Origin of the sequence: Dactylosporangium vinaceum, assembly GCF_019904175.1 — a bacterium.
Classification (GTDB): Bacteria; Actinomycetota; Actinomycetes; order Mycobacteriales; family Micromonosporaceae; genus Dactylosporangium; species Dactylosporangium vinaceum.
The window spans coordinates 7,477,886-7,504,829 of record NZ_CP061913.1 but is presented as its reverse complement, the minus strand read 5'-3'; the positions used below and the strand labels follow the sequence as shown (position 1 = coordinate 7,504,829).

Sequence of the window (26,944 nt, the reverse complement as noted above, 5' to 3'; positions counted from 1 at the left end):
CGGCACGGAAGGGACCGTCTCGAGCGTCGATCGCTCGGCGGTCCGCGCGCCGGACGGCGGCGGGTCAGTCGTCCACCGGGTCACCGATCCGTGCATGGCATCTCGCCGGTCCGGTGTTCACGCGCCGACACTAGCAGAGCCGGCGCCCGGCCGTTGTTGGCAGCGTGCCAAGAGGCGTAGAGTGCCGCGCATGGGGTACCCGCCGGAGCCCTGGTCGCTGCGCGGCCGCATGTACGTCTCGGTGTGGGCGCTGCCCGCCGCCGCCCTGCCCGCCCTCCCGCCGGAGCTCGCCGGGGCCGTGCGGGTGCTGCGCCTCGGCGCCCGCGCGTTCGTCGGGGCGGCCTGGGTCGACTACCGCCCGGGCGGTGACCTGAGCTACCGGGAGCTCCTCGCCGCCGTGCTCATGCGCCACGGGCTGCGGTCCCGGGTCACGATCACGCACATCTGGGTCGACAGCCCCGAGTCCCGCGACGGCGGCCGGGAGCTGTGGGGCATTCCCAAGGACCTCGCCGAGTTCGAGCTCACCGATACGCGGGCGGCCGCGTCGGTCGGGGCGTCGGCCGAGATCGGCCGCGCGAAGCCGCTGCTGCGGCTGCCGATCGGGTTCAAGTGCACCCAGGTGCTGCACGGGGCACCGAAGACGACACCGGTGCGGGCGAGCGCACGGTGCGGGCCGGCCACCGTGCGCTGGCACATCGACGCGGCCGGGCCGCTCGGGTTCCTGCACGGCCGCAAGCCGCTGCTGTCGCTTGTCGCCGACGACTTCCGGATGACGTTCGGCGTCACGGCCGCACAAAGTCGGACGGCGTGAGGCGGGCCGTCCTGGCCCGATACTCCGAGGCCATCCCGGGCCAGTTCGTGACGATCCGGCCGGTCGCCGTGCGGTACCAGTTGGTGCAGCCCGTCCACACGCTCCCGGCCAGCCGGCGCTGCATCTCCGCGTCGAAGGCCGCGGCGACGTCCTCGCGCACCTCCAGGGGGCCGGACTCCGCGACCGCCCGGACCGCCTGGACGATGTAGCGGGCCTGGGCCTCGAGGAAGTACACCACCGACGTGTTGCCGGTGTTCGTGTTCGGGCCGTACATGAGGAACAGGTTCGGGAAGCCGGGCACCGTGATGCCCAGATGCGCGTACGCACCGTCCTTCCACTCGTCCTCCAGGCGCCGGCCGTCGCGGCCCGTCACGGCCATCGGGATCAGGAACTCGGTCGCGGCGAACCCGGTCGCGTAGACGAGCACGTCACAGTGGTGCTCGGCGCCGTCGGCGGTCAGCACGGTCGCCGCGGTCAGCTGCCGGATGTCCGCAGTGCTCAGGGTGACGTTCGACCGGCGCAGGGCGCGATACCAGCCGGACGTGAACAGCACGCGCTTGCAGCCCATCGCGTAGTCCGGTGTCACGTGCGGGCGCAGGCGCCCGGCCTGGACATAGCGCTGGCCCGCCGAGACGGCCCGCACGAACCGGCGGGCGATCGGGCGGCCGGTCACGGCCCGGCCCGTGACCCACGTGAGCAGCAAGGTGCCGGCGCGGGCCGCCCGCATCAGCGGCGGGACCCGGCGGTTGAGGGCCCGGCGGACGCGGCCGTAGCGGCGGTTGGGCTTCGGCAGCGTCCACGGGGCCGAGCGCTGGAAGACGGTGATGCGGGCCGCCCGGTCCGCGAGGGCGGGCACCAGCTGGATCGCGCTGGCTCCGGTACCGATGACGCCGATGCTCTTGCCTGTGACATCCAGATCGGCGGGCCACCGTGCGGTGTGCGCGACGATGCCGGTGAAAGCCCCGGCACCGGGAATCCGGGGGACCACCGGGCGGGACAGCTGCCCCGTCGCCGCAACGATGACGTCGTACTCCGCGCAGGTGCCGCCGGCGAGCGTGAGGCGCCACGCCGTGCCGGTCCACTGTGCGGAGTCGACGGCCGTGCCGAGGCGCAGCTGCGGCCGGAGCCCGAAGGCGTCCGTGCACCGCCGCAGGTACCCCAGAATCTCGTCGTGCGGCGGGAAGCGCTGCGACCAGTCCGGGTTGAGCGCGAACGAGTACGAGTACAGCGGGGCCGGGATGTCGCACGCGCAGCCCGGGTAGGTGTTGTCGCGCCACACGCCGCCGACGTCGTCGCCGCGCTCGTAGACGGTGACGTCGCCGAACCCGGCCCGGCGCAGCAGGTGCGCGACAGCGATGCCGCCGAAGCCCGCGCCGATGACCGCGATCCGGGTCATCGGAAGATGTCCCGCACGAGGGTGGTGAGGGTGGTCGCGAGCACGGCGTGGGAGCGTTCACGGTCCAGCGCGCCGCGCTCCAGCCACTCGCGGGCGGTGGCCTTCGCCAGGCCGCAGTACGCGCGCATGATGGCCCGGTGCTCGCCCGTGTCGGCCAGCCCGACAGCGGTCAGGATGCTCTGCGCGGCCACCTCGTCGGCCTCGGCCAGCACCCGGCGCACGTCCGGGTCGCCGGCGTCGACCGCGGCCAGCCACGAGCGGCTGTGCCGGGACACAACATCGAGGAACCAGGTGACGCTCGCGTCGATCCGGGTCGCCCGGTCGCCCACGGGCAGCTGCTCGACCGCGACCGCGGGGATCGTCACGAGGATGCGCACGGCCTCGATGTACAGGTCCCGCTTCGTGCCGAAATAGTGGTTGATGAGCCCCCGCGCCACCCCGGCCGCTTCCGCGATGTCGCGTGTGGACACGTCGGCGTACGGCCGCTCGCCGAACAGCCGCACCGCGCACGACAGGATCTGCGCCCGCCGCTGGTCCGGTTCGAGCCGCCGCCCGCGCTCGGCGACCGGGGCCGCTTTCGTGCCTGTGCCCGTCACGGTGCGATCCGTTCGTAGGGGGCGCCGAGCGGTGGGCGGCGGTCCGGTTCGCCGTGGCGGGGCCACAGGGCGCAGGCCCGTTCGGCGAGGGCGGTGATGGTCAGGGACGGGTTGACGCCCAGGTTGGCGGTGACCGCGGCGCCGTCGATGACGTGCAGGCCGGGGTGGCCGAAGACGCGGTGGTACGGGTCGATGACGCCGTGCTCGGGGTCGGCGCCGATGGCCGCGCCGCCGATGAAGTGGCCGGTGACCGGGCGGCCCACGAGCTCTGTGACGGAGCCGAGGGGCACGCCGTCGATCTTGGCCGCGACCCGGCGGGCGACGTCGTGGGCGGCCGGGAGGTACACCGGATTCGGCGCTCCGACGCCCGGGCGGCTGGTCAGTCGCCGGCCCCCGAACGGCCCGCGGCGGGGCCCGACGGTGATCGAGTTGTCCTTCGGCTGCATCGCGAGGAGCACGATCGTCTGCTGCGACCACCGGCGCACCCAGAACAGCCGCGGCCAGTCCCGCCAGCTCGCGAGGGTCCTGCCCAGGCCGGCCAGCCAGCGCGGCGTGCGGCCGGTGTCGCCGACGAGGACGGCGCCCATGAGGCCGAGCAGGTTGCTGCCGGGGCCGTAGCGGACCGGCTCGATGTGCGTCTCCGCGTCCGGGTGGATCGACGACGTGATCGCCACCCCGCCGGTGAAGTCGGCGTCGCGGCGGCGCGAGCGCGGGCCCAGGATCGACTCGGAGTTGGTCCGGCTCAGCTCGCCCAGCCGCGGCGACAGGTTCGGCAGGTCGCCGGAGCGTTTGAGGTGGTGCAGGAGCCGCTGTGTGCCGACCGCGCCCGCGGCGAGGACCACCTGGCGGGCCGTGAACGTTCCCGGCCCGCGGCGCAGCTTGCCGCCGGTGCGCCGGGTGTGCACCGTGTAGCCGCCGTCCGGGTTCGGCGTGATGCGGGTGACGGTGGTGCGTTCGTGCACCACGGCTCCGGCGCGCTCGGCCAGGTACAGATAATTCTTCACTGTCGTGTTCTTCGCCCCGACCCGGCAGCCGGTCATGCACGAACCGCAGAACGTGCAGGTGGTGCGCTCCGGCCCCTGCCCGCCGAAATACGGGTCGGGCACGGTCTGGCCGGGCCGCTCGCCGAACAGCACGCCGACGGGGGTGCGGCGGTAGGTGTGTCCGACACCGAGGTCCTCGGCGACGCTCTTGAGCACGGCGTCGGCCGCGGTGGTCTGCGGGTTCTCGGCCACGCCGAGCATCCGGGCGGCCGTGTCGTAGCACGGGCCGAGCTCGGCCTTCCAGTCGGTGATCCCGGCCCACTGCGGGTCGGTGAAGAAGACGTCCGGCGGCCGGTACAGCGTGTTGGCGTAGCCGAGCGACCCGCCGCCGACCCCGGCCCCGGACAGCACGAGCACGTCGGGCAGCAGCGTCATCCGCAGGATGCCGTAGCAGCCGAGCGCGGGCGCGAACAGGTAGTCGCGCAGCCGCCAGCTGGTCTTCGCGAAGTCGCGGTCGGCGAAGCGCCGGCCGGCCTCGAGGACGCCGACGCGGTAGCCCTTCTCGGTCAGCCGCAGTGCGCTGACGCTGCCGCCGAAGCCGGACCCGACGACGATGACGTCGTACTCCATGCGCGAACACTGCCCCCTTGTTGTCACGCTGTCAACAAGTACCATCCGAGGGTATGGCGCTGCCGCCGCTCGTTCTGCTGCACGGCCTGGGGAGCCGCCGTCAGGTCTGGGACCCGATCGTTCCCGCGCTGTCCGCACGGTTCACCGTGCACGCGCTCGACCTGCCGGGCGCGTCCGTGCCGGAGCTCGCCGACCGGGTCCTCGCCGCCGTGCCGCCGCCGTTCCACGTCGCGGGCAGCTCGATGGGCGGGGGAGTGGCCCTCGAGCTCGGCCGCCGTGGGCACGCCCTGTCCGTCACGGCGTTCGCGCCGATCGGCTTCTGGGGCCCGGTGTCGCGGCGCTGGGTGTCAGCTGTCGGTGACCGCGGCCCGGTCGTGCGCCCGGGCGCTCGGGCCGTCGCTGCCGCGGCTGGCGTCGTCCGCGGCCGGGCGGGTCGCGCTGTTCGGGCTGTTCTTCGGCCACCCGACCCGGGTCGACCCGGCCGTTGGCGTCGCCGATGCGCAGGCCCTGGCCGTGTGGCCCGGTTTCCGCACGGCCCGCGACGCGTTCGCCCAGCACACATTCCCGGCGCCGGGGTTGGGAGCGCTCACGGACATTCCCGTGTGCATCGCCTGGGGGCCGCGGGACCTGATCCTGCCGGTGTTCCAGGCGCGGCGGGCGCGGCGCCGGCTGCCTGCTGCGCGGCACGTGCGGCTGGCCGGGTGCGGGCACCTGCCGTTCGCCGACGACCCGGAGGCGTGCCTGGCCGCCTTCGCCACCTGAACGACCGCACCTACCTCTTCTACGACACCCGTCGACACCCTGCCGGCGACGTGGTGATCGCCTCTGGGACAGTGAGCGGCCGAGCTACGAGCCCAGGAGCGGGGGCAGGGCGAACAGCATCACCGTCGACCAGGTCACGTGGGTCAGGATCGGGGCCAGGATGCCGCCCGACGCCCGGCGCTGCAGGCCCAGGACCGCGCCCAGCACGGCGGCCGCGAAGACCAGCATCGGGTTGGCGGTGGCGACGGTGGCCAGGGCGTAGACGATCGTCGAGATCAGGACCGGGTGGGTGCGGCCGATCGCGGCGAACAGGGCGCCGCGGAAGAAGACCTCCTCGGCCAGGCCGTTGAGGAGGGTGGTGGCGGTGATGGGGACGATGGCGCCGTACCGGGCGTGGTCGAGCACCTCACCGGCGTACGCGCGCAGCGGCGGGATGTGCTGGACGACGAGCGCGCCCAGGACGAAGACGCCGCCGACCAGCAGCCCGGTGGCGATCGGGGTCAGGATGGGGCGGCGGAGGCGGTCGCGGTACAGAATCCGGCCCAGATGCAAAGGTCCGGAGAGCAGGCTGCCGGCCAGCCAGGTCGCGGCCACCGCCACGGTCGTCAGGTAGAACAGGGGATCGCCGGGGCGGATGGTCAGCGACCAGCCGAGCAGGACCGCGCCTACGGCGAGGGTCACGACGACCACGACCCGGCGGCGGCGTACGGCCGCGGACGTCTGCTCGTGGTTGCGCGGGACCGGGTCGACGAACGCCGCCCGGGCCAGATCCCGCAGGTGCTTCACGCCGCCGCCTCCGCACGCTCCGGCGCCGCCGTGCGGACACTGTGCTGCTGGTGAACGGCCACTCCGCTTCGCTCCGTACCGTTCACGCCGCCGCCTCCGCACGCTCCGGCGCCGCCGTGCGGACACTGTGCTGCTGGTGAACGGCCACTCCGCTTCGCTCCGTACCGTTCACGCCCGCCGCCTCAGCACACTGCGGCGCCACACTGCTGGCACGGTGTAGCTGGTGAACGGCCGCCGTGCTTCGCTCCGTACCGTTCACGCCGGCACGCCGAGCTCGCGGCGCAGCTCCTCGGCTCGCGCTCTGGCTTCGCGGGCCTTGCCGGCGGCCAGCTCGGCCTCGTGCTTCGTCCGCTCCGCCTCCTGGCCGGTGACCTCGGCCTCCCGCTCGGCCAGGGCCAGGCGGACCGAGTCCTCGTAGGTGAGGGCCGGGGCCGGGTCGAGCTCGCTGACCGGGTGCTCGCGCACGATGGTCTCGGCGCTGAGCGAGTCGACCAGGTTGCGGGCCGTCGACATGTCGACGTCGGTGACCAGGGACAGCCACATCGACGACAGGCGCGGCGTGAGCAGGGGCACGGTGACGTTGGGCAGGAACTTGCCGCGCAGCCGGGCCACCCGCTGGAGCATGTCGGCGAAGCTGAGCACGTCCGGGCCGCCCACCTCGTAGGTGCGGCCGCTCGCCTCGGGCGACTCGCCGGCGGCGGTGAGGTACCGCAGCACGTCCGGCAGCGCCACGGGTTGGGTCCGGGTCGCCACCCACTGCGGCGTGATGAGCGCCGGCAGGTGGTCGACAAGCTGGCGGGTGATCTCCCACGAGATGCCGCCGTGACCGATGATGACCGCCGCCCGCAGCGTCGTCACCGGCACCGAACCGGCCGAGAGGATCCGCTCGACCTCGCGCCGTGACCGCAAATGATCGGAGAGGGCGTCTCCGTCGGCGCCCAGCCCGCCGAGGTACACGATGCGCTCGACCCCCGCCTCGGCCGCGGCGGCGGTGAAGTTGCGGGCCGCCGCCGCGTCGCGCGCCACGAAGTCGTCACTGCTCAGCGAGTGCACGAGGTAGTAGGCGATGTCGACGCCGGCCATCGCCTGGCGCAGGCTGTCCGGGTCCATGACGTCCCCGGCGACCGGCTCGCCCTCTCCGGTGTACTGCTCCGGCCGCCGCGTCATCGCCCGCACCCGGTGCCCGCGTTCCAGCAGGCGCGGCACGAGCCGGGAGCCGACGAAGCCGGACGCTCCGGTCACCAGCACGGTCAAGGTCATGTCTACCTCATACCACGCGCATGTACCGTTCACGCCTGCCTTGCGCGCAGAAAACCGCTGGGCTATGTTAGCGCTCACATTCACGCTATTCCATCCGTACCGCCACACGGAAGGTTCAAGCAGTATGCGGAAGGTCCTGCTCGCCGCCGCGGCCGCCGGGACGCTCATTGTGAGCGTGCTCGTCGGCGCCGGCACCTCGGAAGCGGCCACGTCGCAGCCGTGCGACATCTATGCCAACGGCGGCACCCCCTGCGTCGCCGCGCACAGCACCACCCGGGCGCTCTACGGCGCGTACAGCGGCCCGCTGTACCAGGTCCGCCGGGCCTCGGACAACGCCACGCAGGACATCGCCCCGGTCAGCGCGGGCAGCTACGCCAACGCGGCCGCCCAGGACTCGTTCTGCGCCGGCACGTCGTGCGTCATCACGATCATCTACGACCAGACGGGCCGCAACAACCGGTTGACCCAGGCCCCGCCCGGCGGGTTCAACGGCCCGGCGGCCGGCGGCTACGACAACCTCGCCAACGCCACCGCCGCGCCGGCCACCATCGGCGGGCACAAGGTCTACGGCGTGTTCGTCGCCCCCGGCACCGGCTACCGCAACAACAACACCAACGGCATCGCGAAGGGCGACGCCGCCGAGGGCATGTACGCCATCTTCGACGGCACCCACTACAACGGCGGCTGCTGCTTCGACTACGGCAACGCCGAGACCAACAGCCGCGACAACGGCAACGGCACCATGGAGGCCCTGTACTTCGGCAACAACAAGGTCTGGGGCACCGGCGCCGGCAACGGCCCGTGGATCATGGCCGACCTCGAGAACGGCCTGTTCTCCGGGATCAACCAGAAGAACAACTCGGGCGACCCGACGATCAGCCACCGGTTCCTGACCGCCGTGCTCAAGGGCGAGCCGAACCACTGGTCGATCCGCGGCGGCAACGCCCAGTCCGGCAGCCTCGGCACCTTCTACAACGGGGCCCGGCCCAACGTCGCCGGATACAACCCGATGAAGAAGGAGGGTGCGATCATCCTCGGCATCGGCGGCGACAACAGCGTCGGCGCGGCCGGCACATTCTACGAGGGCGTCATGACCTCCGGCTACCCGTCCGACGCCACCGAGAACTCGGTCCAGGCCAACATCGTCGCCGCGGCCTACGGTACGTCGTCCTCGGGCGGCGGACTCACCGTCGGCTCCAGCGTCTCCCTGCGGGCCACCACCGCCTGCTGCACGACCCGCTACATCAGCCACTCCGGCGCGACCGTCACCACCCAGGTCGTCAGCTCGTCCAGCTCCGCCACCGACAAGGCCAACGCGTCCTGGATCGTGCGGGCGGGTCTGGCCAACAGCTCCTGCTACTCGTTCGAGTCCCGCAACACGTCGGGGCAGTACCTGCGGCACTACAACTACCAGATCTCGCTGCAGGCCGGCGACGGCAGCGACATCTTCAAGCAGGACGCCACGTTCTGCACCGAGACCGGCAAGAACGGGCAGGGCACCTCGTTCCGCTCGCTCAACTTCGCCGACCGCTACATCCGCCACTACAGCAACAACGTGTACATCGCCAGCAACGGCGGTTCGAACACGTGGGACGCCACCGGCCTGTGGGCCGATGACGTCAGCTGGGTTGTGTCGGGAGCCTGGACTCCCTAAGTTCGTCGATATGCGTCGTGTTGTTGCGCTCGTGCTCGGGCTGGCCGTCGTCGCTGCCGTCAGTGGCTTCGGCCGGCCCGGGCCGCCGTCCTGGAGGCTGCTCGACAGCGGCTCCACCGCCCGGTTCCGCGGCCTGTCCGCGGTCAGCGACCGGATCGCCTGGGTGTCGGGCACCGGCGGCATCGTGCTGCGCACCGTCGACGGCGGCCGGACCTGGCGCTCCGTGGGGCCGCCCGACACGGCCGCTCTGCAATTCCGCGACATCGAGGCCTTCGACGCTTTCCACGCCGTCATCCTGTCGATCGGCAACGGCGAGGACTCCCGGGTGTACCGCACCGACGACGGCGGCCGCACCTGGACCGAGACCTTCCGCAACACCGATCCGGCGGCCTTCTACGACTGCATGGCGTTCGCCGACGCCCGCCACGGCCTGGCCCTGGGCGACCCGGTGGACGGACACTTCCAGCTGCTCGCCACCGACGACGGCGGCCGGCACTGGGACGTGCAGTCAGTTGCCGTACCCGCCCTGGACGACGAGTTCGCCTTCGCCGCCAGCGGGACGTGCCTGGCCGCCACCGGCCGCGACGCCTGGTTCGCCACCGGCGGCGCCGCCCGCGCGCGGGTCTTCCACTCCGGCGACCTCGGCCGGCACTGGTCGGTCGTCGACTCGCCCATCCCGTCCGGCCCCACGGCCGGCATCTACTCCCTGGCCTTCCGCGACGCCCGCCACGGCCTCGCCGTCGGCGGCGACTACAACGCCCCCGCCACGGCCCCGAACGGCGCCGCGCTGACCCGCGACGGCGGGCGCACGTGGACGGCGGCCCGGACGGTCCCCGGCGAGTACCGGTCGGGCGTCGCCGGGCCCCGTCGTTCGCCCTCGCGGTCGGCCCGACGGGCAGCGACGTCACCCGCGACGGCGGCCGCACCTGGACCCGCTTCGACACCGGCAGCTTCGACGCGGTGGCCTGCGCCGGCGCCGCGTGCTGGGCCTCCGGCGAGAAGGGCCGCATCGCCCGGCTGTCGTGACGGCCGCCGAGCCGCGGTGAACCGGAACGGAACACCACAGCGCGCCGGCGAGCGCGTCCGGCCGGCCGATCGGCGCACGAGGGCCGGCCGGTCACCGACCCGGGGATCGAAGGCGCCCGGCCCGCGTCTTCGCGACGTTGCGCAGCCGCTTCGTGCGCCCGACCTCGCCCAGCACCGCCAGCACCGCGGCCGACCCGGCTTCCTCGGCCACCTTGCGCTGCAGCCAGTTGGACGCGGCCGCCAACTGGCCCCGATCCACCGGCCCGCCCGATTGCAGCGCCTTGAACAGCGACCACTCGTGCACCCGCCGCCCGACGAACCCGTCGGCGCCCACCATGTCGAGCACCGGCTGCGCCCATGCGCCGAACGCCGCCGCCGAGTCCAGCGTTTCGCCTCGCCGGTCGACGAGCTCCACCAGTACCGACTCCGCCATGAGCCGCTCAGGTTCAGCGAGCAGCGCCGCGACGAGCGCCGGGTCGTCATGCATCGCACCGTCCCGCACCGCCGCGCCGAGCTCACGCAATCGGGCCTGCCCGCCGGCCGGGTCGTCATTGAAGGTCACCCGGCGAGGGTACCGGCCCGCGCGGACGGCACCGCACGCTCACGGACCCGGGCGAGCCGAGCGATCACCGCGCCGACGGCCACCTGCCTCCGGACCGATCGCAACCGGCTCACCCGACGCGGTATGGACCGGCGTGCAGTGCTGAACGGCGCCGCCAACCACGCGGTCGAGTAGGCAGGGTCGCCGCCCTGATTCGCCGTGATCCGCTTATCCACGCCGGGGGTGCAGCGCCCCGCGATGCACGCAATGGACCACGAGACCGGCTCCGGAGAGCAACCTCTTCGCCGTCGGCCGTCGGCCGGACCCGTAGGCTTCGGCGGTGCCGAGACTCAAGGTGCTGCTGATCGTCGCGTCGGTGGTCGTCGTCGCCGCGTTGGCCGCTGATGTGCTGCTGCGGCACCACCGCGAACGGTTCAAGGTCGGCGACTGCGTGGAACTCGTGCATATGGCGGTGGTCGGCTGCGAGAGCGGCGTCGCCGATCACGTCGTCCTCGGCGTCGAGGACGGCGAGGCGGGCGGGATTCCCTGCGGGGCTTGGCCGCAGACAGACACCGACCTGCGAATGGACGGGGCTGACGGACGACCGGTCCACGTGTGTATGAAGCGGCGGCCACAATAAAGTCTCCGGGCGGCGGCCAGTGATTGCATGGCGCACCTCCGCGGCCAAGTGGATCAGATGAAGTCGCGCACAGCCGCGCGTCCGCTGCGAGCGGCTGTAACGGTGTGCCCGCGGCCAAGACTGTGTCGACCACGCTTCCGGAGATGCCGCGGCGCGGCGCATCTCGGCGGTCGCCAGGACCAGCGGAGTGTGATGCTGAGGGGTGTCTGGGGTGTAACAATCTGCGCCATGTCATATGACCTCGCCGTGTGGGAAGGTGATCGGCCGGCGGGCGATGCTGCGGCCGCCGCCGAGTTCGAGCGGCTGTACCACCGCTACATCGAGCCGGACGAGGTCGTCCCGCCGACACCGGCCATCGCCGCGTTCGTGCAGGCCCTGCTGGGCCGCTATCCGGATCGAGGCACGCACGGAGGCGGGGACAGTCCGTGGTCGGCCGGTCCGCTGCTCAAAGACGCCGCCGGGCCGGTGATCTACTTCCCGATCGTGTGGCAGCGCTGCGAAGAAGTCGCTGACCAGGCCGCACAACTGGCCGAGGAGCACGGACTGCATTGCTTCGACCCGCAGCAGAACCAGCTTCGCACCCGGCCGGGGGTCAACTGGCAGTTCGAGTTGACCTCTGCGCGGGGACATCGGTTCCGTGATCCGGATCCGGAGGTCGTACGCCAGGTGCTCATACGCCTGTCCCGCGATGACTACTACGCGGTACTCACTCGAGCCGACGGCTGGTACGTCCAGGCCGGGTACGGGCAGCAGGCCGCCGTCCGACCCGGCTGGTACGCGCTGGAACGCCAGGACGGCGCGCCCGACCGGCATTTCCGTACCGAGACCAGCGACATCGCCGAGGTCGTACGGACCTTCGTCGGGTTCCTGCACGGCGACCCCACGCTGACCGCCCGCTTCGCTTGGCGCCCGTACGCCCCATAAGCCACCGCCAACTGCCACATCACCCCTGGCGCGAGGACCCGCCGCTCCCGCACCTGATCGGACGCACTTACCTGGCGCGAGGAGCGTGTCACCAGCCCGCGCTCGCCATGGTGAGTGACCACGGACCGTCACCTCGGCGGCCGAGGCGGCCGAGGCGGTCGGGCGCGTAACATCGCGGCCTCGCATTTGCTGCGGTGCGCGTTAGCGTCATGGCATGGGCGTACGGTTCCGGATCAGACAGGGTGGCCGGCGGGTCGACCTCGTGCTGGGACTCCTGCTGCTCGCCGGTGTCGCGACAGGCCTCGGTGCCAACACCGTCGGGGTCGACTGGCCGCTCGACCTCATCCAGCTGCACGCGGCGGGCGCGCTGGCCATCCTGCTGGTGGCGCCGTGGAAGTACGTGGTGATCCGCCGTGGTCTGCGGCGGCCCGGGCGGCGCCCGGCGGTGAAGTGGCTGTCGATCACGCTCGCGATCCTGGTCCTCATCGCCGTCGCGAGCGGGCTGATCCACTCGACCGGGCACCTCGAGTACGTCGGCCCGTTGACGCTCATGCAGATCCACGTCGGTGCCGCGGTGGCCGCGCTCGCCGTCCTCGCCGCGCACTTCGGTACGCATGTCGTGCGGCCACGCCGCGCGGACGTCGACCGCCGGGCAGTACTGCGGTTCGCCGCACTGGCGGCGGGGGCCGCGGCGGCCGAGGTTGTCTGGGACAGCGGACCCGGCGGCGGCCGGCGGTTCACCGGGTCCGTGCCGAAGCCGGGTCTGCTCGTGACATCGTGGCTCGACGACAGCGTCCAGCACATCGATCCGGCACGGTGGACGCTGCGGGTCGGCCCGGCCACGTTCGACCTCACCGCCCTGCACGACCTTCCGCACGAGCGGTTCACCGCCGTGCTCGACTGCACCAGCGGCTGGTACAGCGAACAGCAATGGGAAGGCGTGCGGCTCAGCGTCCTGCTCGCGGCGGCGGGGGTACCCCACGACGGCTGGCGTTCCGTCGAGGCCCGCTCGGCAACCGGATACGGCCGGTGGTTCGGCGCCGCCACGCTCACCGACGTCTGGCTGGTGACCGGCGTCGCCGGCCGGCCATTGTCCTACGGGCACGGCTTCCCGGCCCGCATCGTCGCCCCCGGCCGCCGCGGCTTCTGGTGGGTCAAATGGGTCACGTCCATCCAGCCGTCAGCCCGGCCGCCGTGGGCGCAGTCGGTGTTCCCTCTCACCTGAGCCGACCTGACGGCCCGCGGCCCATCGTGCGACCGGATCGTCGCGCACGTGGGATAACAGCCGATCAGCGAGATGGTCGGCGACCTCAGCCGGCACGTCGGCGTGGACGACGAGACCGGCGATGGACCGCGGCCCGCCGAGGCGCTCCCGCTGCCGGTCGATGAACAGCTCGTCGGCCACTACCGGGTTACGCTCGACGATCTCGCGGGCGATGCGCCGCCGCTCGCGCCGTTCGACGACGGTGGCGAACACAGGATCGGCTGCGGTTGGCGGATGACTGATCGCCGGGTACCGACCGGCAAGACCTCCTCAGGATTTGCCGGGGTGGAGGTCCGTCCAAGCCTTTTGGACGTCAAATAAGGGTCGGCCTCTGTGGTCGCCGGAGCGCGCAGAAAGGTGAGGACCGATGAGCGCACAGCCCAAACCCGACCCGAATTTCCAGTTCCTCGGTACCCACTCCCTGCAGGGCGGCGGCGACCCGTCCTGGGTCGGCCGTCTCTACGATGCCATCGCCGACCGCCTCGCCAATCGCCGCAAGGCCAAGTCGGCAGCAGGCGGCATGGCAATGCATCGGCATGGGGGATAGGCAGCCGCTGTAAGTCGGCATGCTCCGGAAATTAGGCGGCAACAACGCTGGTGGACGAGGCCCCAAAGGTTCTGCGTCCAAACACCGGTCATTTTCACCACCGCGAACGCGGCGGCGGACCCGGCCAGTGGCGGGCTCGCTGGACCCATCGCCCATGTCACTGCCTATACCGGGCCGTCTCGGTGCCCCGCCGAAGCCTCGGCACGAATTCATGCCGATGAGTGGATGCCGGCTCGACCGATAGCTCCTGGCTTTCCGGCTGTCGCTGTGCTGATGTGCAGAAGTAGCGGATATCTGTGGCTGCTGACGAGGCCGGCACGGGCGGATCGGCACCAGGCGAGGAGGCGAAGAGGTTGCGCGGCAGTGGACTCAACCGAGCGATCGCGGTCAGCGCTGCGGTCGCGGCGGCAATAGCCGCCGTTGTGTGGATGGTGATCTCGCTTCCGCAGTCGATAGTGCCGCCATACAGTGAGGGTCAGCTCGCCGGTATCACCGACCCGGCCAAATCTCTGGAACTTCGCGATTCTCGCATCAAGATGCAGAACGAAGTGCGTGGCAGCCTGCTTCAACTGATAGGTGGTGTCGCATTGGCAAGCGGCTTGGTGCTCACCTATCGGCAGCTGCGGATAAATCGAGACGGGCAACTTACGGATCGTTTTACCGCTGCGATCGATCATCTGGGACAAGACGCAAACAGCAGTCTTGCCATGACGCTCGGAGGCATCTACGCGCTAGAACGTATTGCGCGTGACTCGCGCAGTGATCGAAGTGCGATCCAGGATATTCTTGCGGCGTTCATCCGTGACCGGTCGCCGTGGCCACCCAGGCCCGGAGAGCTCGACGCCAGCACGCCGATCTCGGATCTGCCCCGGCTCGCCGGTCGTCTCCCGGCCGTCCAGGCGGCCCTTACGGTCCTCGGTAGAATGCCTCGTCCGATCAGCCGCAACCAGCGCTTGGATCTGCGCAGAACGGACTTGCGGCGCGCAAACCTCCAGAGTGCCGACCTTCGACTCGTCGATCTGGAGGAGGCTCATCTGGAGCGAGCGTGGTTGCGCGCCGCTAATCTCAACGAGGCTTCCCTGTGGGGAACAGATCTAACCGACGCGAAGCTCCACGAGGTGAAAATTTTCAACGTTCAAGGTGGCGAAGCCGCCATTTGGCCGGCGGACTTTGATCCGCAGCGGGGCGTGCACACCGCATAGTCGACAATAGTCCGAAATAGTTAGTTCGCCGCCACCGCCGACTGTATCCCGCCCTCCGATGCGGCCGAGCTCCAGACTGGCAGCCGTCGTTCCGCAAGCAGTTCGAATCCAGCACCATTGGTCGCTTGCCGTGCTGCGCGGTGGCGAGTGGAGGCTTTGGCCGATGAGGTGATTGGTGCGGGGTCCGGGGCTGCGGCTGCGGCGGGCGCAGCCCCGGCGTTGGTGGAGTGTTACGAGTGGTGGGCGTTGATGACGCCGCAGGCGGCGGGTGATGTCGCTTCGAGCGGGAGTTTCGGGTCGAGGTCGCTCGGTGCGGAGCCGTCGTAGGTTCCGGTGCCGTTCGGGTCGATGCCGTGGATGACGAGGACCGCGTTGCCGGCGCGGATGGCGGCTGCGGTCATGTCGTCGACCATGACCGTCCGGTGGTAGGTGAGGTAGCCGTGCGGTGTCGTCGCGAACCGGTCGACGGCCAGGCCGCTGGCCGGGCTGGTGTCTCCGGTCACGGTCAGCGACGCCGCGATCATGCCGTAGGCGGTGTGGCCCTCGGTGGTGCTGACGATCCCGTCGCCGTTGGTGTCGGCGGCCATGGTCGGGCATCGGCCGGCGCCGCCGGTGTGGAAGTGCATCGCGTGCGGTGCGTTGCGCAGCAGGCCGCTGGCGAACACGGTGACGTCGACCTGGTCGCCGTGCAGGCTGAGCCGGACGGCGCCCTTGACGCCGGACCGGTTGAGCTGGTTGAGGTGCGCGAAGCCGGCCCGTCCTCGATGGAGTGTTGCCGGTCACGAGGGATTCGGCGCCGACCCGATGCCGGATTGGTCGGATTTACAGGGATATCGCGGGGTTCGGTGATGGGGAGCAGGGGGGCCGGCGGGCGGGCCGGTGTGCCAGGCTGGTCGTGTGCATGCGGAGGTGCGGGCTGCGCGCGAGATCGAGGCTGTGGTCGCGGCCGGGTCGGCGGTGCTCGACCTTGCCGGTCTGGGGCTGCAGCGGGTGCCGGATGCGGTGTTTGCGCTTGTCGAGCTGGAGGACCTCGACCTCAGCGGGAATCGGCTCGCGGCGCTGCCGGAGCGGATCGGAGAGCTGGGGCGGCTGGAGTCGTTGGACCTCAATGACAACGCGTTGACGGCGCTGCCGGCGTCGATCGGGCTGCTGACGGGGCTGCGGGAGCTGCGGCTGCACGGGAACCGGTTGACGGCGCTGCCGGCGGCGATCGGGGAGCTGCGCGGGCTGACCGAGCTGCAACTGGGCGGGAACGGGCTGCGGGAGCTGCCGGTGGAGCTGAGGCGGCTGACCGGACTGCGCCACCTCCACGGGCTCGAGGACGAGCCGCTCATGGACCCCGAGTACCTGTACCAGAACCCGGGCTACTGGTCGGCGGGGGCGCAGGCGGTGCTGGCCGCCTACTTCGCGTCCGCGGACGGGTTCACGATGCGCAGCGGCGGCGCGCGGTGACGGGCCGGCCGTCGTTCGTCGTCACCGGCGGGGCGCAGGGCATCGGGCGGGTCGTTGCCGAGCGGCTCGCCGTTGAGGGGCACGTCGTCGTGCTCGACGTGGCCGAGTTCGCCGGCGCGCCGACGGACCGGATCGTGTCGGTGCTCGGCGATGCGCGGGATCAGGAGACGGCGCGGCGGGCCGCCGTCACCGCCGAGGGTGCGGGGCCGCTCACCGGGTGGGTCAACAATGCGGCAGTGTTCCGCGACGCCGGGCTGGCCGGCGCCCCGGCCGCGGCGATTCTCGACCTCGTCACCGCGAACCTCGGCCTGGCGCTCACCGGCTGCCACGTCGCCGTGAACCACTTCCTCGAGCATCGGCGGGGCGGGGCGATCGTCAACGTCTCCTCGCATCAGGCGCAGCGGCCGGTTCGCGGGGCGCTGCCCTACGCCACCGCGAAGGCGGCGATCGAGGGCCTGACGCGGGCCGTGGCCGTCGATCACGGGCCGGACGGGATCCGGACCAACGCGGTCGCGCTCGGGTCCATCGCCACCGGGCGGTTCGAGCAGTACCGGGCCGCCCACCCCGGCGTCGACGCGCAGATGGCCGCGCTGCACCCGCTCGGGCGGGTCGGGACGGCGCAGGAGGTGGCGGACGCGGTGGCGTTCCTGCTGTCGCCCGCGGCCGGGTTCATCAACGGCGCGATCCTGCCCGTCGACGGTGGGCGGGCCGTGCACGGGCCCGATCCCGAGGCGACCTGAGCCGGTCAGGCGATGCGGGCGAGCGCGGGTGGGGCGACGGGACGCCCGGCGTTACGCTGGCCCGGTGCGCTTCGAGGACGACTTCGACGGTCCTGACCTCGACCGGTCGGTGTGGATTCCGCACTACCTGCCGCAGTGGAGCTCGCGGGCGCAGAGCGCGGCCACCTATGCGGTGCACGGCTCGCAGTTGCGGCTGTCGATCCCGCCGGAGCAGGGGCTGTGGTGCCCGGACGAGCACGACACCCCGCTGCGCGTCTCCGGTATCCAGTCCGGCGTGTACTGCGGCCCGGTCGGCAGCACCGCCGGGCAGCAGCCGTTCAAGCCCGGGCTGCGGGTGCGCGAGGCCCAGCCGGTCCAGTGGGGCTGGACCCCGCGCTACGGCGTCCTCGAGGTCCGGGCCCGGATGGCGCTCAGCCCCCGCTCGATGGCGTCGGTGTGGATGGTCGGCCTCGAGGACGAGCCGCAGCGCTCGGGTGAGATCTGCATCGTCGAAGTGTTCGGCGACGCGGTGACGGCAGCGGGGGCCGACGTCGGGATGGGCGTCCACCCGTTCCGCGACCCGGCCCTGCGCGACGACTTCGCCAAGCCGCGGCGGCCGATCGACGTCGGCGAACCGCACACCTACGCCGCCGACTGGCGCCCGGGCCGGGTCGACTTCTTCGTCGACGGCGACCATGTGCGCACCGTGGGGCAGGCCCCGGACTATCCGATGCAGATGATGGTCGCCGTCTTCGACTTCCCGGCCCACCCCGCGGCGGCGGACCACGCCGGCCACGTGCCGGCCTTCGTGGTCGAGCGCGTCAGCGGTACCTGAGGTCCGTCACTCGAAGTCGCCGCCGAAGTCCCCGCCGTCGTCCTCGAACACCTCGTCGATGATTTCGCCGGCGACCAGGCCGCCCACGACGCCGGCCGCGCCCGCGGCGACCACCGTGCCCATGCCCATGCCGCCGCCGCGCCGCCCGTGACCGTAGGGGCCGTGGCCGTATCCGCCCGGCCCGTGCCCGCCGTGCGCGGCGTACCGGGCGCTGTGCCGCTGTGCGGCCTCCCGGACCCAGCCGTCGACCACGCCCGCCCAGTTGGTGCCGGCGACCTGGTCGTGGCCGATGCTGAATCGGCTGTACGCGTCGCCGCCGCTGTGGAACATCCCGCCGCGCTTGTCGAACTCCAGGATCACCTCGACGCCGCGCGGGTTGGTCAGGAAGGTCAGCTCCACCTCGCCGATCCGGTCCGCGTACTGCGGCGCTGCCAGGAATTCGATCTCCTGATAGCACGGCAGCTGCTGCGGTACCCCCTGGATGAAGCCGTGCTCGACGTCGGCCTTCTTGAACCGGAACCCGAGCTCGGCGAACCCGTCCAGGATCGCCTGATGCACCGGCAGGGGTGTGATCGCGACCGGGTCCAGGTCACCCTTGTCGCGGCCGCCCGCCACCTCCAGCTCGGTGTGCACGCCCATCACCATGCCGCGCAGGTGCTGCCCGTACACGCTGGTGATCGGCGTCTCCCACGGCACGCTCAGCCGGAACGGCACGGACTCGGTGGCACCGGCGCGGACCGTGAAGTGCTCGGCGGCGGTGGATCGATTGAGCTCAACGCCCGGACCGTTGTCGAGCTGGGTGCCGAGCGCGAGGGTGACCCGTTCGATGCGGGCATCCCGATCGCCGCCCTGGATGTGGATCTGCCCGTCGATGAAGCCGCCGGGCTGCGCTTCGAGCGTGTCGAGCACCGTGTCGACACCCGGTCCGCCGACCCCGAAGGCGGCGAGCATCCTCTTGAACACCATGGCAATCAACATTAGCACGTAGCACTGTACGGTCGCCGTGCGAGCCAGGCGAGCGACGCCCGCCCGAGTGACGCCGCGGCCGCGCTCAGGCTGGGGTCCGACGCCTGCAGCGCCAGCCGGACGAGGAACCCGGCGTGCGCGGCGAGGAACCCGTCGACCACCGACGGCGGCAGGTCCCGGGTCAGCGGGTTGGCCGCGCACAGCGCCTCGGGATCGTTCCCACCGGCCATGAGCGGCAGCACGTCGCAGCACGCGGGCCCGACCCAGGCGTGCGCCCAGTCGACGATCCACACGCGCTGCGCCGAGACCAGGGCGTTGAACAGGTACAGATCCCCGTGCAGCAACGTGTCACCGTCCCAGCGCTGGGCACGCTCCCGGTCGGCGAGCTCGGCGTGGTGCGCGGCCGCCCACGGCGAGACCCGGGCGACGTCGTGCGGGGCCAGCCCGGCGAAACCCCCGAGGCGCGGCGCCGTGGCCGGGCGGATCGGCGCGGGCGTGAGCGCTGCCGCCATCGCCGTGGCCGCAGCGAGCACGCGCGACCGGTCCGCGGGCCCGGCCAGGGGCGCCTCGACGAAGGCGAAGACCAGCACCACCCACGGGTCAAGATCAAGGGCGAACAGCAGGGGCGGCGACGGTACCCCCACAGGAAAAGCGGCCGCGACGACGCCCTCGCGCCGGTGGAAGTCGCGCACCGCCGGGTCCGCGGCCGCCTTCACGAACACGTCCCGCCCGTCCGCCAGCCGCAGCCGGGCGGCGACCCCTTCCGAGAACCCGCCGGCGAGGGACTCGGCCACGACCACCGGCGCTCCCAGCCGGGCCTGCACCGCACCCCGCACCGCCGCCGGCACCGCGTCCCACGCGATGCGCCGGCTTCCTGTCCACTGCACAGCCGCCTCCGATCAGCCCGCTGTCACGCGCTCCAGCGAAATTACCGCCGCATTCCCCAGCTCCGATCCGATCGCGTACGGACACGGGAACGGGAAAGGTCTTGAGCAGGAGCACACTGCGAGTTCGCCGCCTGATCACCGGCGCGGTCGCCGCGGTCGTGGCGATGGCCGGCCTGACCCGCGACCGCGCCGGGCCGGGCGCGAGCAGGCTGCCGGGCAGCGCACGGGCAAGGCGCCGGGCGGCAGGCGTTATCCCCCGGCCCGGGTGGGTACGAGCCCTCCCATGGCGGAACTGGGCTGGCTGGGTGTCGTGCGGCACGGGCAGAGCGTCGGCAACGTGCGCGCACAGGAGGCGGAGCAGGCCGGGCTCGAGGTCATCGACCTGGCCGAGCGCGACGCCGACGTGCCCCTGACCGACCTCGGCCGTGAGCAGGCGGAGGCGGTCGGGCGCTGGATCGCCGAGCTGCCGCCGGCGCAGCGGCCCGAGTTCGCGGTCGTGTCGCCGTATCTGCGCACCCGCCAGACCGCGGCCGCCGCGCTGGGCGGGACCGGGGTGCCGGTGCGGTACGACGAGCGCCTCCGCGACCGGGAGCTGGGCGTGCTCGACCTGCTCACCGCCCGGGGCGTCGCCGCGCGCTTCCCGGCCGAGGCCGAACGCCGCCGCCACCTGGGCAAGCTGTACTACCGGCCGCCGGGCGGCGAGTCCTGGTCCGACGTGCTGCTGCGGCTGCGCAGCCTGATGCGCGACGTGCGGGCCGACCATCCCGGGGGCCGGGTGCTGCTGGTGGGGCACGAGGCGATCGTGCTGCTGCTGCGCTACCTCATCGAGGGCCTGCAGGAGCACGAGCTGATGGCGGTGGCCCGCAGCACGGCGATGGCCAACTGCTCGGTCACGAGCTGGGTCAACGAGGGCGGCATCCTGCGCCCGGAGCGATTCAACGCCGTCGAGCACCTGCACCGCGACGATACACCGCCGACACGACAGGAGGACGTCGGTGCCAACACCGTCTGAGCCCCGCGTCATCACGCCGTACCTGCTGCGCGATTGGCCGCTGCCCGCCGCGATCGGCGGTGACAAGCACGACCGCGGCACGGTCCTGGTCGTCGGCGGGTCCCGGAACACCCCGGGCGGCGTCCTGCTGGCCGGCGTGGCCGCGCTGCGCGCCGGGGCGGGGCGGCTGCAGCTGGCGGTCGGGGAGAGCACGGCCACCGCGCTGAGCATCGCCGTGCCGGAGGCCAAGGTGCTGGGCCTGCCCGAGACCGCGTCGGGCAGCGTCTCGGCCGACCTGCCGGACGAGCTGCTGGAGCTGGTCGGGCAGGCCGACGCGGTCGCGCTCGGCCCGGGCCTGGACAACATCGAAGAAACCGAGAAGATCCTGGCGGCGGTACTCCCGCAGGCCGGGCCGGACACCGCCATGGTCCTGGACGCCTACGCGCTCGGGGCGTTGAGCCGGAGCCCGGCGAAGCTCGGCACCGCCGTGCTGACGCCCAACCGTACCGAGGCCGGCCACCTGCTCGGCCGCGATGTCGGCCCGGACCTCGCCGCGGAGACGGCGGCCCTGGCCGCCCGCTACGGTGCCGCCGTCACCCTGCACGGCCACATCGCCGACCCCGCGGGCTCGGTCTGGCGCGAGGAGAGCGGCGCCGAGGGGCTCGGCACGTCCGGCAGCGGCGACGTCCTGTCGGGCCTGGTCGCCGGCCTGCTGGCCCGGGGTGCGCAGCCGGCCCAGGCGGCCTGCTGGGCCACGTACGCCCACGCCGTCGCCGGGCAGCGCCTCGCCCCACGGTTCGGCCGGACCGGGTATCTGGCGCGCGAACTGCTCGACGAGGTCGCGTACACCATCGGCACGGTGTCCCTGTAGTTCGTATTGACACCGATCACCCTTCCGCAATACTGTCAGGCCCCTTACTCGGTTCAGTAAGGGTCCTGAACAGTCGAGGCCGAGCGCCGCCCCGCCCGGCCCGGAAGGAGTCATCGTGCGCAAGGCGCTCGCCGTGGCGGCGATCCTGCTCGCCGCGCTCATCACCGGCCCCGCACCAGCCCAGGCGTTCCCCGCATCGACCCGGCCCGCCCTGGTCGACTACCTCGCGAGCATCTCCGGGCAGTACACGATCACCGGCCAGCACAACCGCGAACCGAACAGCGACCCGACGAAGTGGACGCGCGTCGCGCAGGCGGTCACCGGGCAGACGCCGGGCCTGTGGGGCGGCGACTTCCTGTTCGCCGGCTCCGACGTCAACGCCCGCCAGACGATGGTCAGCGAGGCGATCCGCCAGTGGCAGGGCGGCTCGCTCGTGGCCCTGACCTGGCACATGTGCCCGCCGACGGTCGGCTCGACCTGCGGCTGGGACGCCGGCGGCGTGCTCAGCCACCTCACGGACAGCCAGTGGAGCCAGCTCGTCACCGACGGCTCGGCGCTCAACACCGCCTTCAAGAACCGCCTCGCCGAGGCGCTGCCCTACCTGCGCCAGCTGCAGAGCGCCGGGGTGCCGGTGCTGTTCCGGCCGGTCCACGAGATGAACGAGGGCTGGTCCTGGTGGGGCGGGCGGCCCGGCGCGAACGGCAGCCGCAAGCTGTTCCAGATCGTCCACGACTACTACGTGGGCCAGGGCCTGGCCAACCTCGTGTGGGTGTGGAACGTCAAGGACACCAACATGGGCTCGATCGCCGACTACTGGCCCGGAGCGTCCTATGTGGACGTGGCTACCCTCGACATGTGGGTGAAGCTCGCCCCGAGCACCGGCGACTACCAGGCGATGCTGAACGTCGCCGCCGGCAAGCCGATCGCCCTCGCCGAGGTCGGGCAGGTCCCGAGCGTCGCCCTGCTGCAGGCCCAGCCGCGCTGGACCTACTTCATGGTGTGGGCCGAGTATCTGCAGGACCCGAACTACAACACCAACGCCGCGGTCCAGAACACGTACTTCAACAGCCGCGTCCTGGTCCGCGGCGAGTTCACCGTCCCCGGCGCCACCGCGGGCGGCGGCTCCGGCGCCACCGGCCCCGTCACCGGCCTGGCCGGCAAGTGCCTGGACGTGGCCGCCGCGGGCACGGCGAACGGGACGAAGATCCAGCTGTACACCTGCAACGGCGGCACCGCCCAGACCTGGACCGTCGGCGCCGACGGCACGCTGCGCGCCCTCGGCAAGTGCGCCGACGTGACCGGCGGCATCAACGCCGACGGCACGAAGGTCCAGCTGTGGGACTGCAACCGCAACGGCCACCAGCAGTGGGTGCGGACCGGCCGGACCCTCGTCAACCCGGAGACCGGCAAGTGCCTCGACGCCACCGGCCAGAGCAGCGCCGACGGCACGCAGATCCAGATCTGGACCTGCAACGGCCAGACCAACCAGCAGTGGACGCTGCCCGCCTGACCCACCCGCGGCCGAGGGCCCGGCCGGGCGCGAACCCGGCCCGGCCCTCGGCTGATGGTCCGGCGGGTCGGTAGGGTGCGCAGATGGCCTCGGGAGGATTTTCGGCGCGGCGGCTGGTGCGGCTGCGCGACCGGCTCGAGCGGCTCGTGGACGCCGGGTTCGTGCCGGGCGGGCTCGCGCTGCTGGCCCGCCACGGTGCGGTGCACACCGAGGCCGTCGGGCGGCTCGCGTTCGACGGGCCCGGCTCGGCGACGGCCTTCGGCGCCGACACCATCTGCCGGCTCGGGTCGCTGTCGAAGCCGGTCGCCGCGGCGTGCCTGATGACGCTCGTCGAGGACGGCACCGTGCGCCTCGACGACCCCGTCGACGACCTGCTGCCGGAGCTGGCCGGGATGCGCGTCCTCACCGATCCCGGCGGGCCCGTCGAGGACACCGGGCCGGCCGGGCGGGCGATCGTCGTGCGGGATCTGCTGACGTACACCCTCGGCACCGGGCTGATACCGGCGGCGCCGGGTACGGTGCCGATCGCCGACGCGCTCGGTGCGGTCCGCGGGCCGGGGCCTGACGCGTGGCTGCGGCAGCTCGGTGCGCTCCCGCTCGTGCACCAGCCCGGCGCGCGGTGGATGTACGACACCGCCGGCGACGTGACAGGCGTGCTCGTGGCCCGGGCCACCGGGATGTCGTTCGGGGCGGCGCTGCGCGAGCGGATCGGCGGCCCGCTCGGGATGGCCGACACCGGGTTCAGCGTCCCGCCCGCGGACCTCGGGCGGCTGGCGACCGGCTACGACGCCACCGCCGACCGGGTCGTCGACGACCCGCCGGCCGGGCGGTTCAGTGCGCCGCCGGCGTTCGAGAGCGGTGGCGGCGGCCTGGTCTCGACCGCGGCCGACTTCCTGGCGTTCGCCTCGGCGCTCGCCGCGGGCGGCGTCCACAACGGCGAGCGGGTCCTGTCCCGCCCGGCGGTGACGCTCATGACGACCGACCACCTGACCCCGGACCAGAAGGCCGGGTCGGGGTTCTGGCCCGGCTACTTCGACGACATCGGCTGGGGCTTCGGGATGTCGGTGCGCACCCGCCGCACCGGCCTGGGCCCGTCGGCCGGCAGCTACGGCTGGTCCGGCTACTGGGGCACCGCCTGGTACAACGACCCCGCCGAGGACCTCGTCGCCGTCTTCTGCCTCCAGCGGGCCCACGCCGGCGACCAGCGGCGGCCGCTGTGGCACGACCTGTGGACCGCCGTCTATCAGGCCGTCGACGACTGACCGCGGTGCGGCGTGCCGCCCTCGTCCTGGACCAGCCGGTCGCCGACCTCGAGCTCCCGCCACAGCGCCCGGCCGACCTCGACGTCGATCGTCGTGCCGTCGTCGAGGCGCACCGCGAGCCGCCGGTACAGGTTGGAGCCGTCGAACGCGGCCCGGGACTTCTTCGCGACGGTACCGCTCCATGCGCCGGTGTGCTTGGTCATGTACCGACCGTAATGATCCGCGGGCGGCGGCGCCTCCGGCCCGGGACGGGTCTTGCGCCTGCGACTTGCGGATGAGGCGGCGGCTACGCGGTGAACTCGGCGACGACCTCGATCGGGCCGGTGATGTGGGCGTTGAACGCGTCGAGCTCGGCCGCCGGCACCCACAGCTCCAGCCGATCGGCGCCGCCGGCCTCCCGGTTCGGGTAGCGCCGGGCGTGGCCGGTGGCGACCCGGAACCGGGTGACGTACCCGGCCCCGCCGGCCGGCACGTTCCAGTCCCGGGCGATGGCGGTGGCGTAGTCCTCGCTCAGCACCGGGTAGAAGATCGGCTGGTCCGGGAGGCGCGGCGGGAACGCCCGCCAGCCGCCGTCGCGGATCAGGGCCAGCTCGGCCGGGCCCACCGGCCGCCACAGCGTCGTCGTGCCGTCCGGGTGCTCGGCCCGCCCGCCCCGGACCGCGGCCAGCAGCGCCGCGACGTGGCGGTCGGCCGGCTCGTCGGTCAGGTCACCGGCGAAGACGACTGTGACGTCGCCGTCGGCGGGCAGCCACGCCCAGGCCGCGACCCGGTCCCGGACCGCGGCGAACCCGGCGGCGCCGAGGCGGAAGGACGCCGGCCCGCCGGTGTACCCGCACGCCGCCGCCAGCACCGCCGCCGCCTCGGGCCGGTCGGCGGTGCCCACCCAGAGCATCACGGCCGTGCCGTCGTCGCCGTCGCGGGCGAAGCCGAACGCGGCGGGCGGCCCCGAGCCGGGCATCACGGTCATCCGGCCATCATCCGCGCCGGGTCACCGGCCGCCAACCGCATTCCCGCCGCCTGCTTGCCGGCGGCGGGTCGCACTCCGGCTGCCCGCTTGCCGGCGGCGGGTCGCATTCCGGCTGCCCGCTTGCCGGCGGCGGGTCGCACTTCGGCTGCCCGTTCGCCACGGCCGGCCGCACTCCGGCCGTCGTGCACGGCGCCGGCCGGATGGCAGAAGCGGGCACTTGAGGAGGTCGGGCCGGCGCCGCCCCGGGCCGGGGTCGCGTACCTCGCCGGGCGGTGCGGGAGCGTGAGCCGCGCGGCCCCGGGGGAGTGTCGGTGATCCGGATCGAGCTGAGCGGGCGCGGATCGCGATCAGCCCGCCGACCGAGGTGATCGCGGCCGTCGAGCTGCTGCACCGCTACGGGCACGCGACGGCGATCCGGACCGTCGGCGGGCGCGGCTACGACGGGTGCGTGCTCGCGGTCGTCGCCGGGGCCGGGCCGGTGCTGTCGCGCACGACGAGTGTCGCGTTGCCGTAGCGGACGCTGCGGGGCGGGCGGCCGTCGAGGAGCTCGAAGAGCAGGCGGGCCGTGCGCATGCCGTAGTCGGTGATGTTGCGCTGCAGGACCGTCAGCGCCGGGTGGACGAGCTGGCACAGGGGGGAGTCCTCCCAGGCCAGGATCGACACGTCAGCCGGGACGGCGACGTGCATCTCGGCGGCCACGCCCAGGCCGGCCAGGGCCATGAGGTCGTTGTCGTAGACGATCGCGGTGGGGCGCTCGCGCCCGCTCAGCAGCCGGCGGGTGGCCTGGGCGGCGGCCTCCCCGGTGTAGTCGGCCTCCACCGTCACGAACGGCAGGGACCGCAGGGCCTCGGTCCGCGCGGCCGTGTGGGCGAGGCCGGCCGGGCCGCTGACCCGGGCGACGCGGCGGTGGCCCAGGGCCGACAGCAGCCCGGTGATCTTCGCGGCGCCGGCGGTCTCGTCGGTGGAGAGGTTGGCCAGGCCGGGCAGCTCGCCCGCACCGCCGGCGACGACCGCCGGCAGGCCCAGGTCCCGGACGAAGGGCAGCCGGGGGTCGTCGGCGCGCAGGTCGCACAGGACGACGCCGTCGACGCGGCGCTCGGCGTGCCAGCGGCGGTAGAGGGCGATCTCCTCGTCCATGTGCTCGACGAACTGCAGGGCCAGGCCGGAGCCGCGCGCGTACAGCTCCATCTGCAGGCCCGCGATGAACTGCCGGCGGAACACCTCGCTGCGCAGGGCGGCCGACGTGCGGCGCAGGGCCAGGCCGACGACGTCGGCGGACGCGCCGTGCAGGGCGACGGCGGCCCGGTTGGCCTGGAAGCCGAGCTCGGCGGCGACCGCGCGGACGCGCTCGCGCAGGTCGGCGGAGACGCCGGGGCGGTCGTTGAGGGCGTAGGAGACGGCGACGCGGGACACGCCGACGCGGCGCGCGATGTCGTTCATCGTCGGTCGCCGGGCCCCCATG

General features: G+C 72.8%; 28 protein-coding genes. 17 read left to right on the top strand and 11 right to left on the bottom strand.

Features of this window, described 5'->3' with window-relative positions; translation table 11 throughout:
• The first annotated feature begins 190 nt into the window (after window positions 1–190).
• Entirely contained in the window at window positions 191–811 is a 621-nt protein-coding gene (locus tag Dvina_RS33625) for an acetoacetate decarboxylase family protein (RefSeq protein ID WP_223093308.1), read from the top strand.
• Here Dvina_RS33625 and Dvina_RS33620 read toward each other — a convergent pair.
• The 3 genes from Dvina_RS33620 to Dvina_RS33610 are packed head-to-tail and all read right to left on the bottom strand — an operon-like array spanning window position 783 to window position 4,416.
• Window positions 783–2,207, bottom strand: a complete 1,425-nt coding sequence (locus Dvina_RS33620) for a flavin-containing monooxygenase (protein WP_223093307.1) — start codon at window positions 2,205–2,207, stop codon at window positions 783–785. The genes Dvina_RS33625 and Dvina_RS33620 overlap by 29 nt on opposite strands.
• A complete protein-coding gene (locus Dvina_RS33615) occupies window positions 2,204–2,803 on the bottom strand; it encodes a TetR/AcrR family transcriptional regulator (RefSeq protein WP_223093306.1) in 600 nt (199 codons plus the stop codon). Before Dvina_RS33615 ends, Dvina_RS33620 begins: the two co-directional genes overlap by 4 nt.
• Window positions 2,800–4,416 (bottom strand): GMC family oxidoreductase N-terminal domain-containing protein, encoded by a 1,617-nt coding sequence (locus tag Dvina_RS33610; protein WP_223093305.1) that lies wholly within the window; start codon window positions 4,414–4,416, stop codon window positions 2,800–2,802. Before Dvina_RS33610 ends, Dvina_RS33615 begins: the two co-directional genes overlap by 4 nt.
• 357 nt (window positions 4,417–4,773) lie before the next feature.
• Between Dvina_RS33610 and Dvina_RS54675 the strand changes: the two genes are divergently transcribed.
• The gene (locus Dvina_RS54675) at window positions 4,774–5,178 is read left to right on the top strand and encodes an alpha/beta fold hydrolase (protein ID WP_246655489.1); all 405 of its coding nucleotides are present in this window, start codon (window positions 4,774–4,776) and stop codon (window positions 5,176–5,178) included.
• A gap of 84 nt (window positions 5,179–5,262) precedes the next feature.
• Here Dvina_RS54675 and Dvina_RS33600 read toward each other — a convergent pair whose 3' ends face one another.
• Both Dvina_RS33600 and Dvina_RS33595 read right to left on the bottom strand, forming a co-directional pair.
• Window positions 5,263–5,964, bottom strand: a complete 702-nt coding sequence (locus Dvina_RS33600) for a CPBP family intramembrane glutamic endopeptidase (protein WP_223093304.1) — start codon at window positions 5,962–5,964, stop codon at window positions 5,263–5,265.
• Window positions 5,965–6,219: 255 nt separating this feature from the next.
• Window positions 6,220–7,224, bottom strand: a complete 1,005-nt coding sequence (locus Dvina_RS33595; RefSeq protein ID WP_223093303.1) for an NAD(P)H-binding protein — start codon at window positions 7,222–7,224, stop codon at window positions 6,220–6,222.
• A gap of 124 nt (window positions 7,225–7,348) precedes the next feature.
• Here Dvina_RS33595 and Dvina_RS33590 point away from each other — a divergent pair, with 124 nt between their 5' ends.
• The 8 genes from Dvina_RS33590 to Dvina_RS33550 all read left to right on the top strand — a co-directional run bounded on the left by Dvina_RS33590 (window position 7,349) and on the right by Dvina_RS33550 (window position 15,022).
• Window positions 7,349–8,878: an alpha-L-arabinofuranosidase B gene (locus tag Dvina_RS33590; RefSeq protein WP_223093302.1), complete on the top strand. Its 1,530-nt coding sequence runs from the start codon at window positions 7,349–7,351 to the stop codon at window positions 8,876–8,878.
• 10 nt (window positions 8,879–8,888) lie between these two features.
• On the top strand, window positions 8,889–10,640 hold the full coding sequence (locus Dvina_RS54670) for a WD40/YVTN/BNR-like repeat-containing protein (protein ID WP_246655488.1): 1,752 nt from the start codon (window positions 8,889–8,891) through the stop codon (window positions 10,638–10,640).
• 145 nt (window positions 10,641–10,785) lie between these two features.
• Window positions 10,786–11,085: a hypothetical protein gene (locus Dvina_RS33575; RefSeq protein ID WP_223093300.1), complete on the top strand. Its 300-nt coding sequence runs from the start codon at window positions 10,786–10,788 to the stop codon at window positions 11,083–11,085.
• Between the two features lie 228 nt (window positions 11,086–11,313).
• The gene (locus Dvina_RS33570; RefSeq protein ID WP_223093299.1) at window positions 11,314–12,009 is read left to right on the top strand and encodes a hypothetical protein; all 696 of its coding nucleotides are present in this window, start codon (window positions 11,314–11,316) and stop codon (window positions 12,007–12,009) included.
• A gap of 214 nt (window positions 12,010–12,223) precedes the next feature.
• Window positions 12,224–13,234, top strand: coding sequence for a molybdopterin-dependent oxidoreductase (locus tag Dvina_RS33565; protein ID WP_223093298.1), 1,011 nt, complete (start codon window positions 12,224–12,226; stop codon window positions 13,232–13,234).
• A gap of 72 nt (window positions 13,235–13,306) precedes the next feature.
• Window positions 13,307–13,594 carry a hypothetical protein gene (locus Dvina_RS33560; RefSeq protein WP_223093297.1) on the top strand — a complete coding sequence of 96 codons (288 nt, stop codon included), beginning with the start codon at window positions 13,307–13,309 and terminating at the stop codon, window positions 13,592–13,594.
• 46 nt (window positions 13,595–13,640) lie between these two features.
• On the top strand, window positions 13,641–13,820 hold the full coding sequence (locus tag Dvina_RS33555) for a hypothetical protein (protein ID WP_223093296.1): 180 nt from the start codon (window positions 13,641–13,643) through the stop codon (window positions 13,818–13,820).
• A gap of 296 nt (window positions 13,821–14,116) precedes the next feature.
• Window positions 14,117–15,022, top strand: coding sequence for a pentapeptide repeat-containing protein (locus Dvina_RS33550; protein ID WP_223093295.1), 906 nt, complete (start codon window positions 14,117–14,119; stop codon window positions 15,020–15,022).
• 230 nt (window positions 15,023–15,252) lie between these two features.
• Here the strand turns inward: Dvina_RS33550 and Dvina_RS33545 are convergent, their stop codons facing one another.
• Complete coding sequence (locus Dvina_RS33545; protein WP_223093294.1) at window positions 15,253–15,687, bottom strand: hypothetical protein; 435 nt, start codon at window positions 15,685–15,687, stop codon at window positions 15,253–15,255.
• 232 nt (window positions 15,688–15,919) lie between these two features.
• Here Dvina_RS33545 and Dvina_RS33540 point away from each other — a divergent pair, with 232 nt between their 5' ends.
• The 3 genes from Dvina_RS33540 to Dvina_RS33530 all read left to right on the top strand — a co-directional run bounded on the left by Dvina_RS33540 (window position 15,920) and on the right by Dvina_RS33530 (window position 18,028).
• On the top strand, window positions 15,920–16,474 hold the full coding sequence (locus tag Dvina_RS33540) for a leucine-rich repeat domain-containing protein (protein WP_223093293.1): 555 nt from the start codon (window positions 15,920–15,922) through the stop codon (window positions 16,472–16,474).
• The gene (locus Dvina_RS33535; RefSeq protein WP_223093292.1) at window positions 16,471–17,214 is read left to right on the top strand and encodes an SDR family NAD(P)-dependent oxidoreductase; all 744 of its coding nucleotides are present in this window, start codon (window positions 16,471–16,473) and stop codon (window positions 17,212–17,214) included. Before Dvina_RS33540 ends, Dvina_RS33535 begins: the two co-directional genes overlap by 4 nt.
• 64 nt (window positions 17,215–17,278) lie before the next feature.
• Window positions 17,279–18,028: a glycoside hydrolase family 16 protein gene (locus Dvina_RS33530; RefSeq protein ID WP_223093291.1), complete on the top strand. Its 750-nt coding sequence runs from the start codon at window positions 17,279–17,281 to the stop codon at window positions 18,026–18,028.
• Window positions 18,029–18,034: 6 nt separating this feature from the next.
• Here the strand turns inward: Dvina_RS33530 and Dvina_RS33525 are convergent, their stop codons facing one another.
• Both Dvina_RS33525 and Dvina_RS33520 read right to left on the bottom strand, forming a co-directional pair.
• On the bottom strand, window positions 18,035–18,994 hold the full coding sequence (locus tag Dvina_RS33525) for a sporulation protein (RefSeq protein WP_223093290.1): 960 nt from the start codon (window positions 18,992–18,994) through the stop codon (window positions 18,035–18,037).
• A gap of 11 nt (window positions 18,995–19,005) precedes the next feature.
• Entirely contained in the window at window positions 19,006–19,881 is an 876-nt protein-coding gene (locus tag Dvina_RS33520; protein ID WP_223093289.1) for a phosphotransferase family protein, read from the bottom strand.
• 283 nt (window positions 19,882–20,164) lie between these two features.
• On the opposite strand from Dvina_RS33520, the gene Dvina_RS33515 reads away from it, so the two are divergent.
• The 4 genes from Dvina_RS33515 (at window position 20,165) to Dvina_RS33500 (ending at window position 24,515) form a co-directional block, all read left to right on the top strand.
• Complete coding sequence (locus Dvina_RS33515; RefSeq protein ID WP_223093288.1) at window positions 20,165–20,893, top strand: histidine phosphatase family protein; 729 nt, start codon at window positions 20,165–20,167, stop codon at window positions 20,891–20,893.
• Window positions 20,877–21,743 (top strand): NAD(P)H-hydrate dehydratase, encoded by an 867-nt coding sequence (locus Dvina_RS33510; protein ID WP_223093287.1) that lies wholly within the window; start codon window positions 20,877–20,879, stop codon window positions 21,741–21,743. The genes Dvina_RS33515 and Dvina_RS33510 overlap by 17 nt, the downstream gene beginning before the upstream one ends.
• Before the next feature lie 115 nt (window positions 21,744–21,858).
• A complete protein-coding gene (locus tag Dvina_RS33505) occupies window positions 21,859–23,253 on the top strand; it encodes a glycosyl hydrolase (RefSeq protein WP_246655487.1) in 1,395 nt (464 codons plus the stop codon).
• Window positions 23,254–23,336: 83 nt separating this feature from the next.
• Window positions 23,337–24,515 carry a serine hydrolase domain-containing protein gene (locus tag Dvina_RS33500; RefSeq protein ID WP_223093286.1) on the top strand — a complete coding sequence of 393 codons (1,179 nt, stop codon included), beginning with the start codon at window positions 23,337–23,339 and terminating at the stop codon, window positions 24,513–24,515.
• Here the strand turns inward: Dvina_RS33500 and Dvina_RS33495 are convergent.
• The 3 genes from Dvina_RS33495 to Dvina_RS33485 all read right to left on the bottom strand — a co-directional run bounded on the left by Dvina_RS33495 (window position 24,497) and on the right by Dvina_RS33485 (window position 26,943).
• Window positions 24,497–24,718 (bottom strand): DUF7489 domain-containing protein, encoded by a 222-nt coding sequence (locus Dvina_RS33495; protein WP_223093285.1) that lies wholly within the window; start codon window positions 24,716–24,718, stop codon window positions 24,497–24,499. The genes Dvina_RS33500 and Dvina_RS33495 overlap by 19 nt on opposite strands.
• An 83-nt stretch (window positions 24,719–24,801) precedes the next feature.
• Complete coding sequence (locus Dvina_RS33490; RefSeq protein WP_223105853.1) at window positions 24,802–25,182, bottom strand: ADP-ribosylation/crystallin J1; 381 nt, start codon at window positions 25,180–25,182, stop codon at window positions 24,802–24,804.
• A 735-nt stretch (window positions 25,183–25,917) separates the two neighbouring features.
• On the bottom strand, window positions 25,918–26,943 hold the full coding sequence (locus Dvina_RS33485) for a LacI family DNA-binding transcriptional regulator (protein WP_223093284.1): 1,026 nt from the start codon (window positions 26,941–26,943) through the stop codon (window positions 25,918–25,920).
• Window position 26,944: the final 1 nt, after the last annotated feature.

Excerpts from the sequence above, each read along its gene's own strand:
- Dvina_RS33485 (WP_223093284.1), bottom strand. The coding sequence starts at position 26,943 with ATGGGGGCCCGGCGACCGACGATGAACGACATCGCGCGCCGCGTCGGC.
- Dvina_RS33555 (WP_223093296.1), top strand. The coding sequence starts at position 13,641 with ATGAGCGCACAGCCCAAACCCGACCCGAATTTCCAGTTCCTCGGTACC.
- Dvina_RS33495 (WP_223093285.1), bottom strand. The coding sequence starts at position 24,718 with ATGACCAAGCACACCGGCGCATGGAGCGGTACCGTCGCGAAGAAGTCC.
- Dvina_RS33620 (WP_223093307.1), bottom strand. The coding sequence starts at position 2,207 with ATGACCCGGATCGCGGTCATCGGCGCGGGCTTCGGCGGCATCGCTGTC.
- Dvina_RS33500 (WP_223093286.1), top strand. The coding sequence starts at position 23,337 with ATGGCCTCGGGAGGATTTTCGGCGCGGCGGCTGGTGCGGCTGCGCGAC.
- Dvina_RS33610 (WP_223093305.1), bottom strand. The coding sequence starts at position 4,416 with ATGGAGTACGACGTCATCGTCGTCGGGTCCGGCTTCGGCGGCAGCGTC.
- Dvina_RS33515 (WP_223093288.1), top strand. The coding sequence starts at position 20,165 with ATGGCGGAACTGGGCTGGCTGGGTGTCGTGCGGCACGGGCAGAGCGTC.
- Dvina_RS33590 (WP_223093302.1), top strand. The coding sequence starts at position 7,349 with ATGCGGAAGGTCCTGCTCGCCGCCGCGGCCGCCGGGACGCTCATTGTG.
- Dvina_RS33570 (WP_223093299.1), top strand. The coding sequence starts at position 11,314 with ATGTCATATGACCTCGCCGTGTGGGAAGGTGATCGGCCGGCGGGCGAT.
- Dvina_RS54670 (WP_246655488.1), top strand. The coding sequence starts at position 8,889 with ATGCGTCGTGTTGTTGCGCTCGTGCTCGGGCTGGCCGTCGTCGCTGCC.
- Dvina_RS33595 (WP_223093303.1), bottom strand. The coding sequence starts at position 7,224 with ATGACCTTGACCGTGCTGGTGACCGGAGCGTCCGGCTTCGTCGGCTCC.
- Dvina_RS33625 (WP_223093308.1), top strand. The coding sequence starts at position 191 with ATGGGGTACCCGCCGGAGCCCTGGTCGCTGCGCGGCCGCATGTACGTC.
- Dvina_RS33560 (WP_223093297.1), top strand. The coding sequence starts at position 13,307 with ATGGTCGGCGACCTCAGCCGGCACGTCGGCGTGGACGACGAGACCGGC.
- Dvina_RS33525 (WP_223093290.1), bottom strand. The coding sequence starts at position 18,994 with ATGGTGTTCAAGAGGATGCTCGCCGCCTTCGGGGTCGGCGGACCGGGT.
- Dvina_RS33565 (WP_223093298.1), top strand. The coding sequence starts at position 12,224 with ATGGGCGTACGGTTCCGGATCAGACAGGGTGGCCGGCGGGTCGACCTC.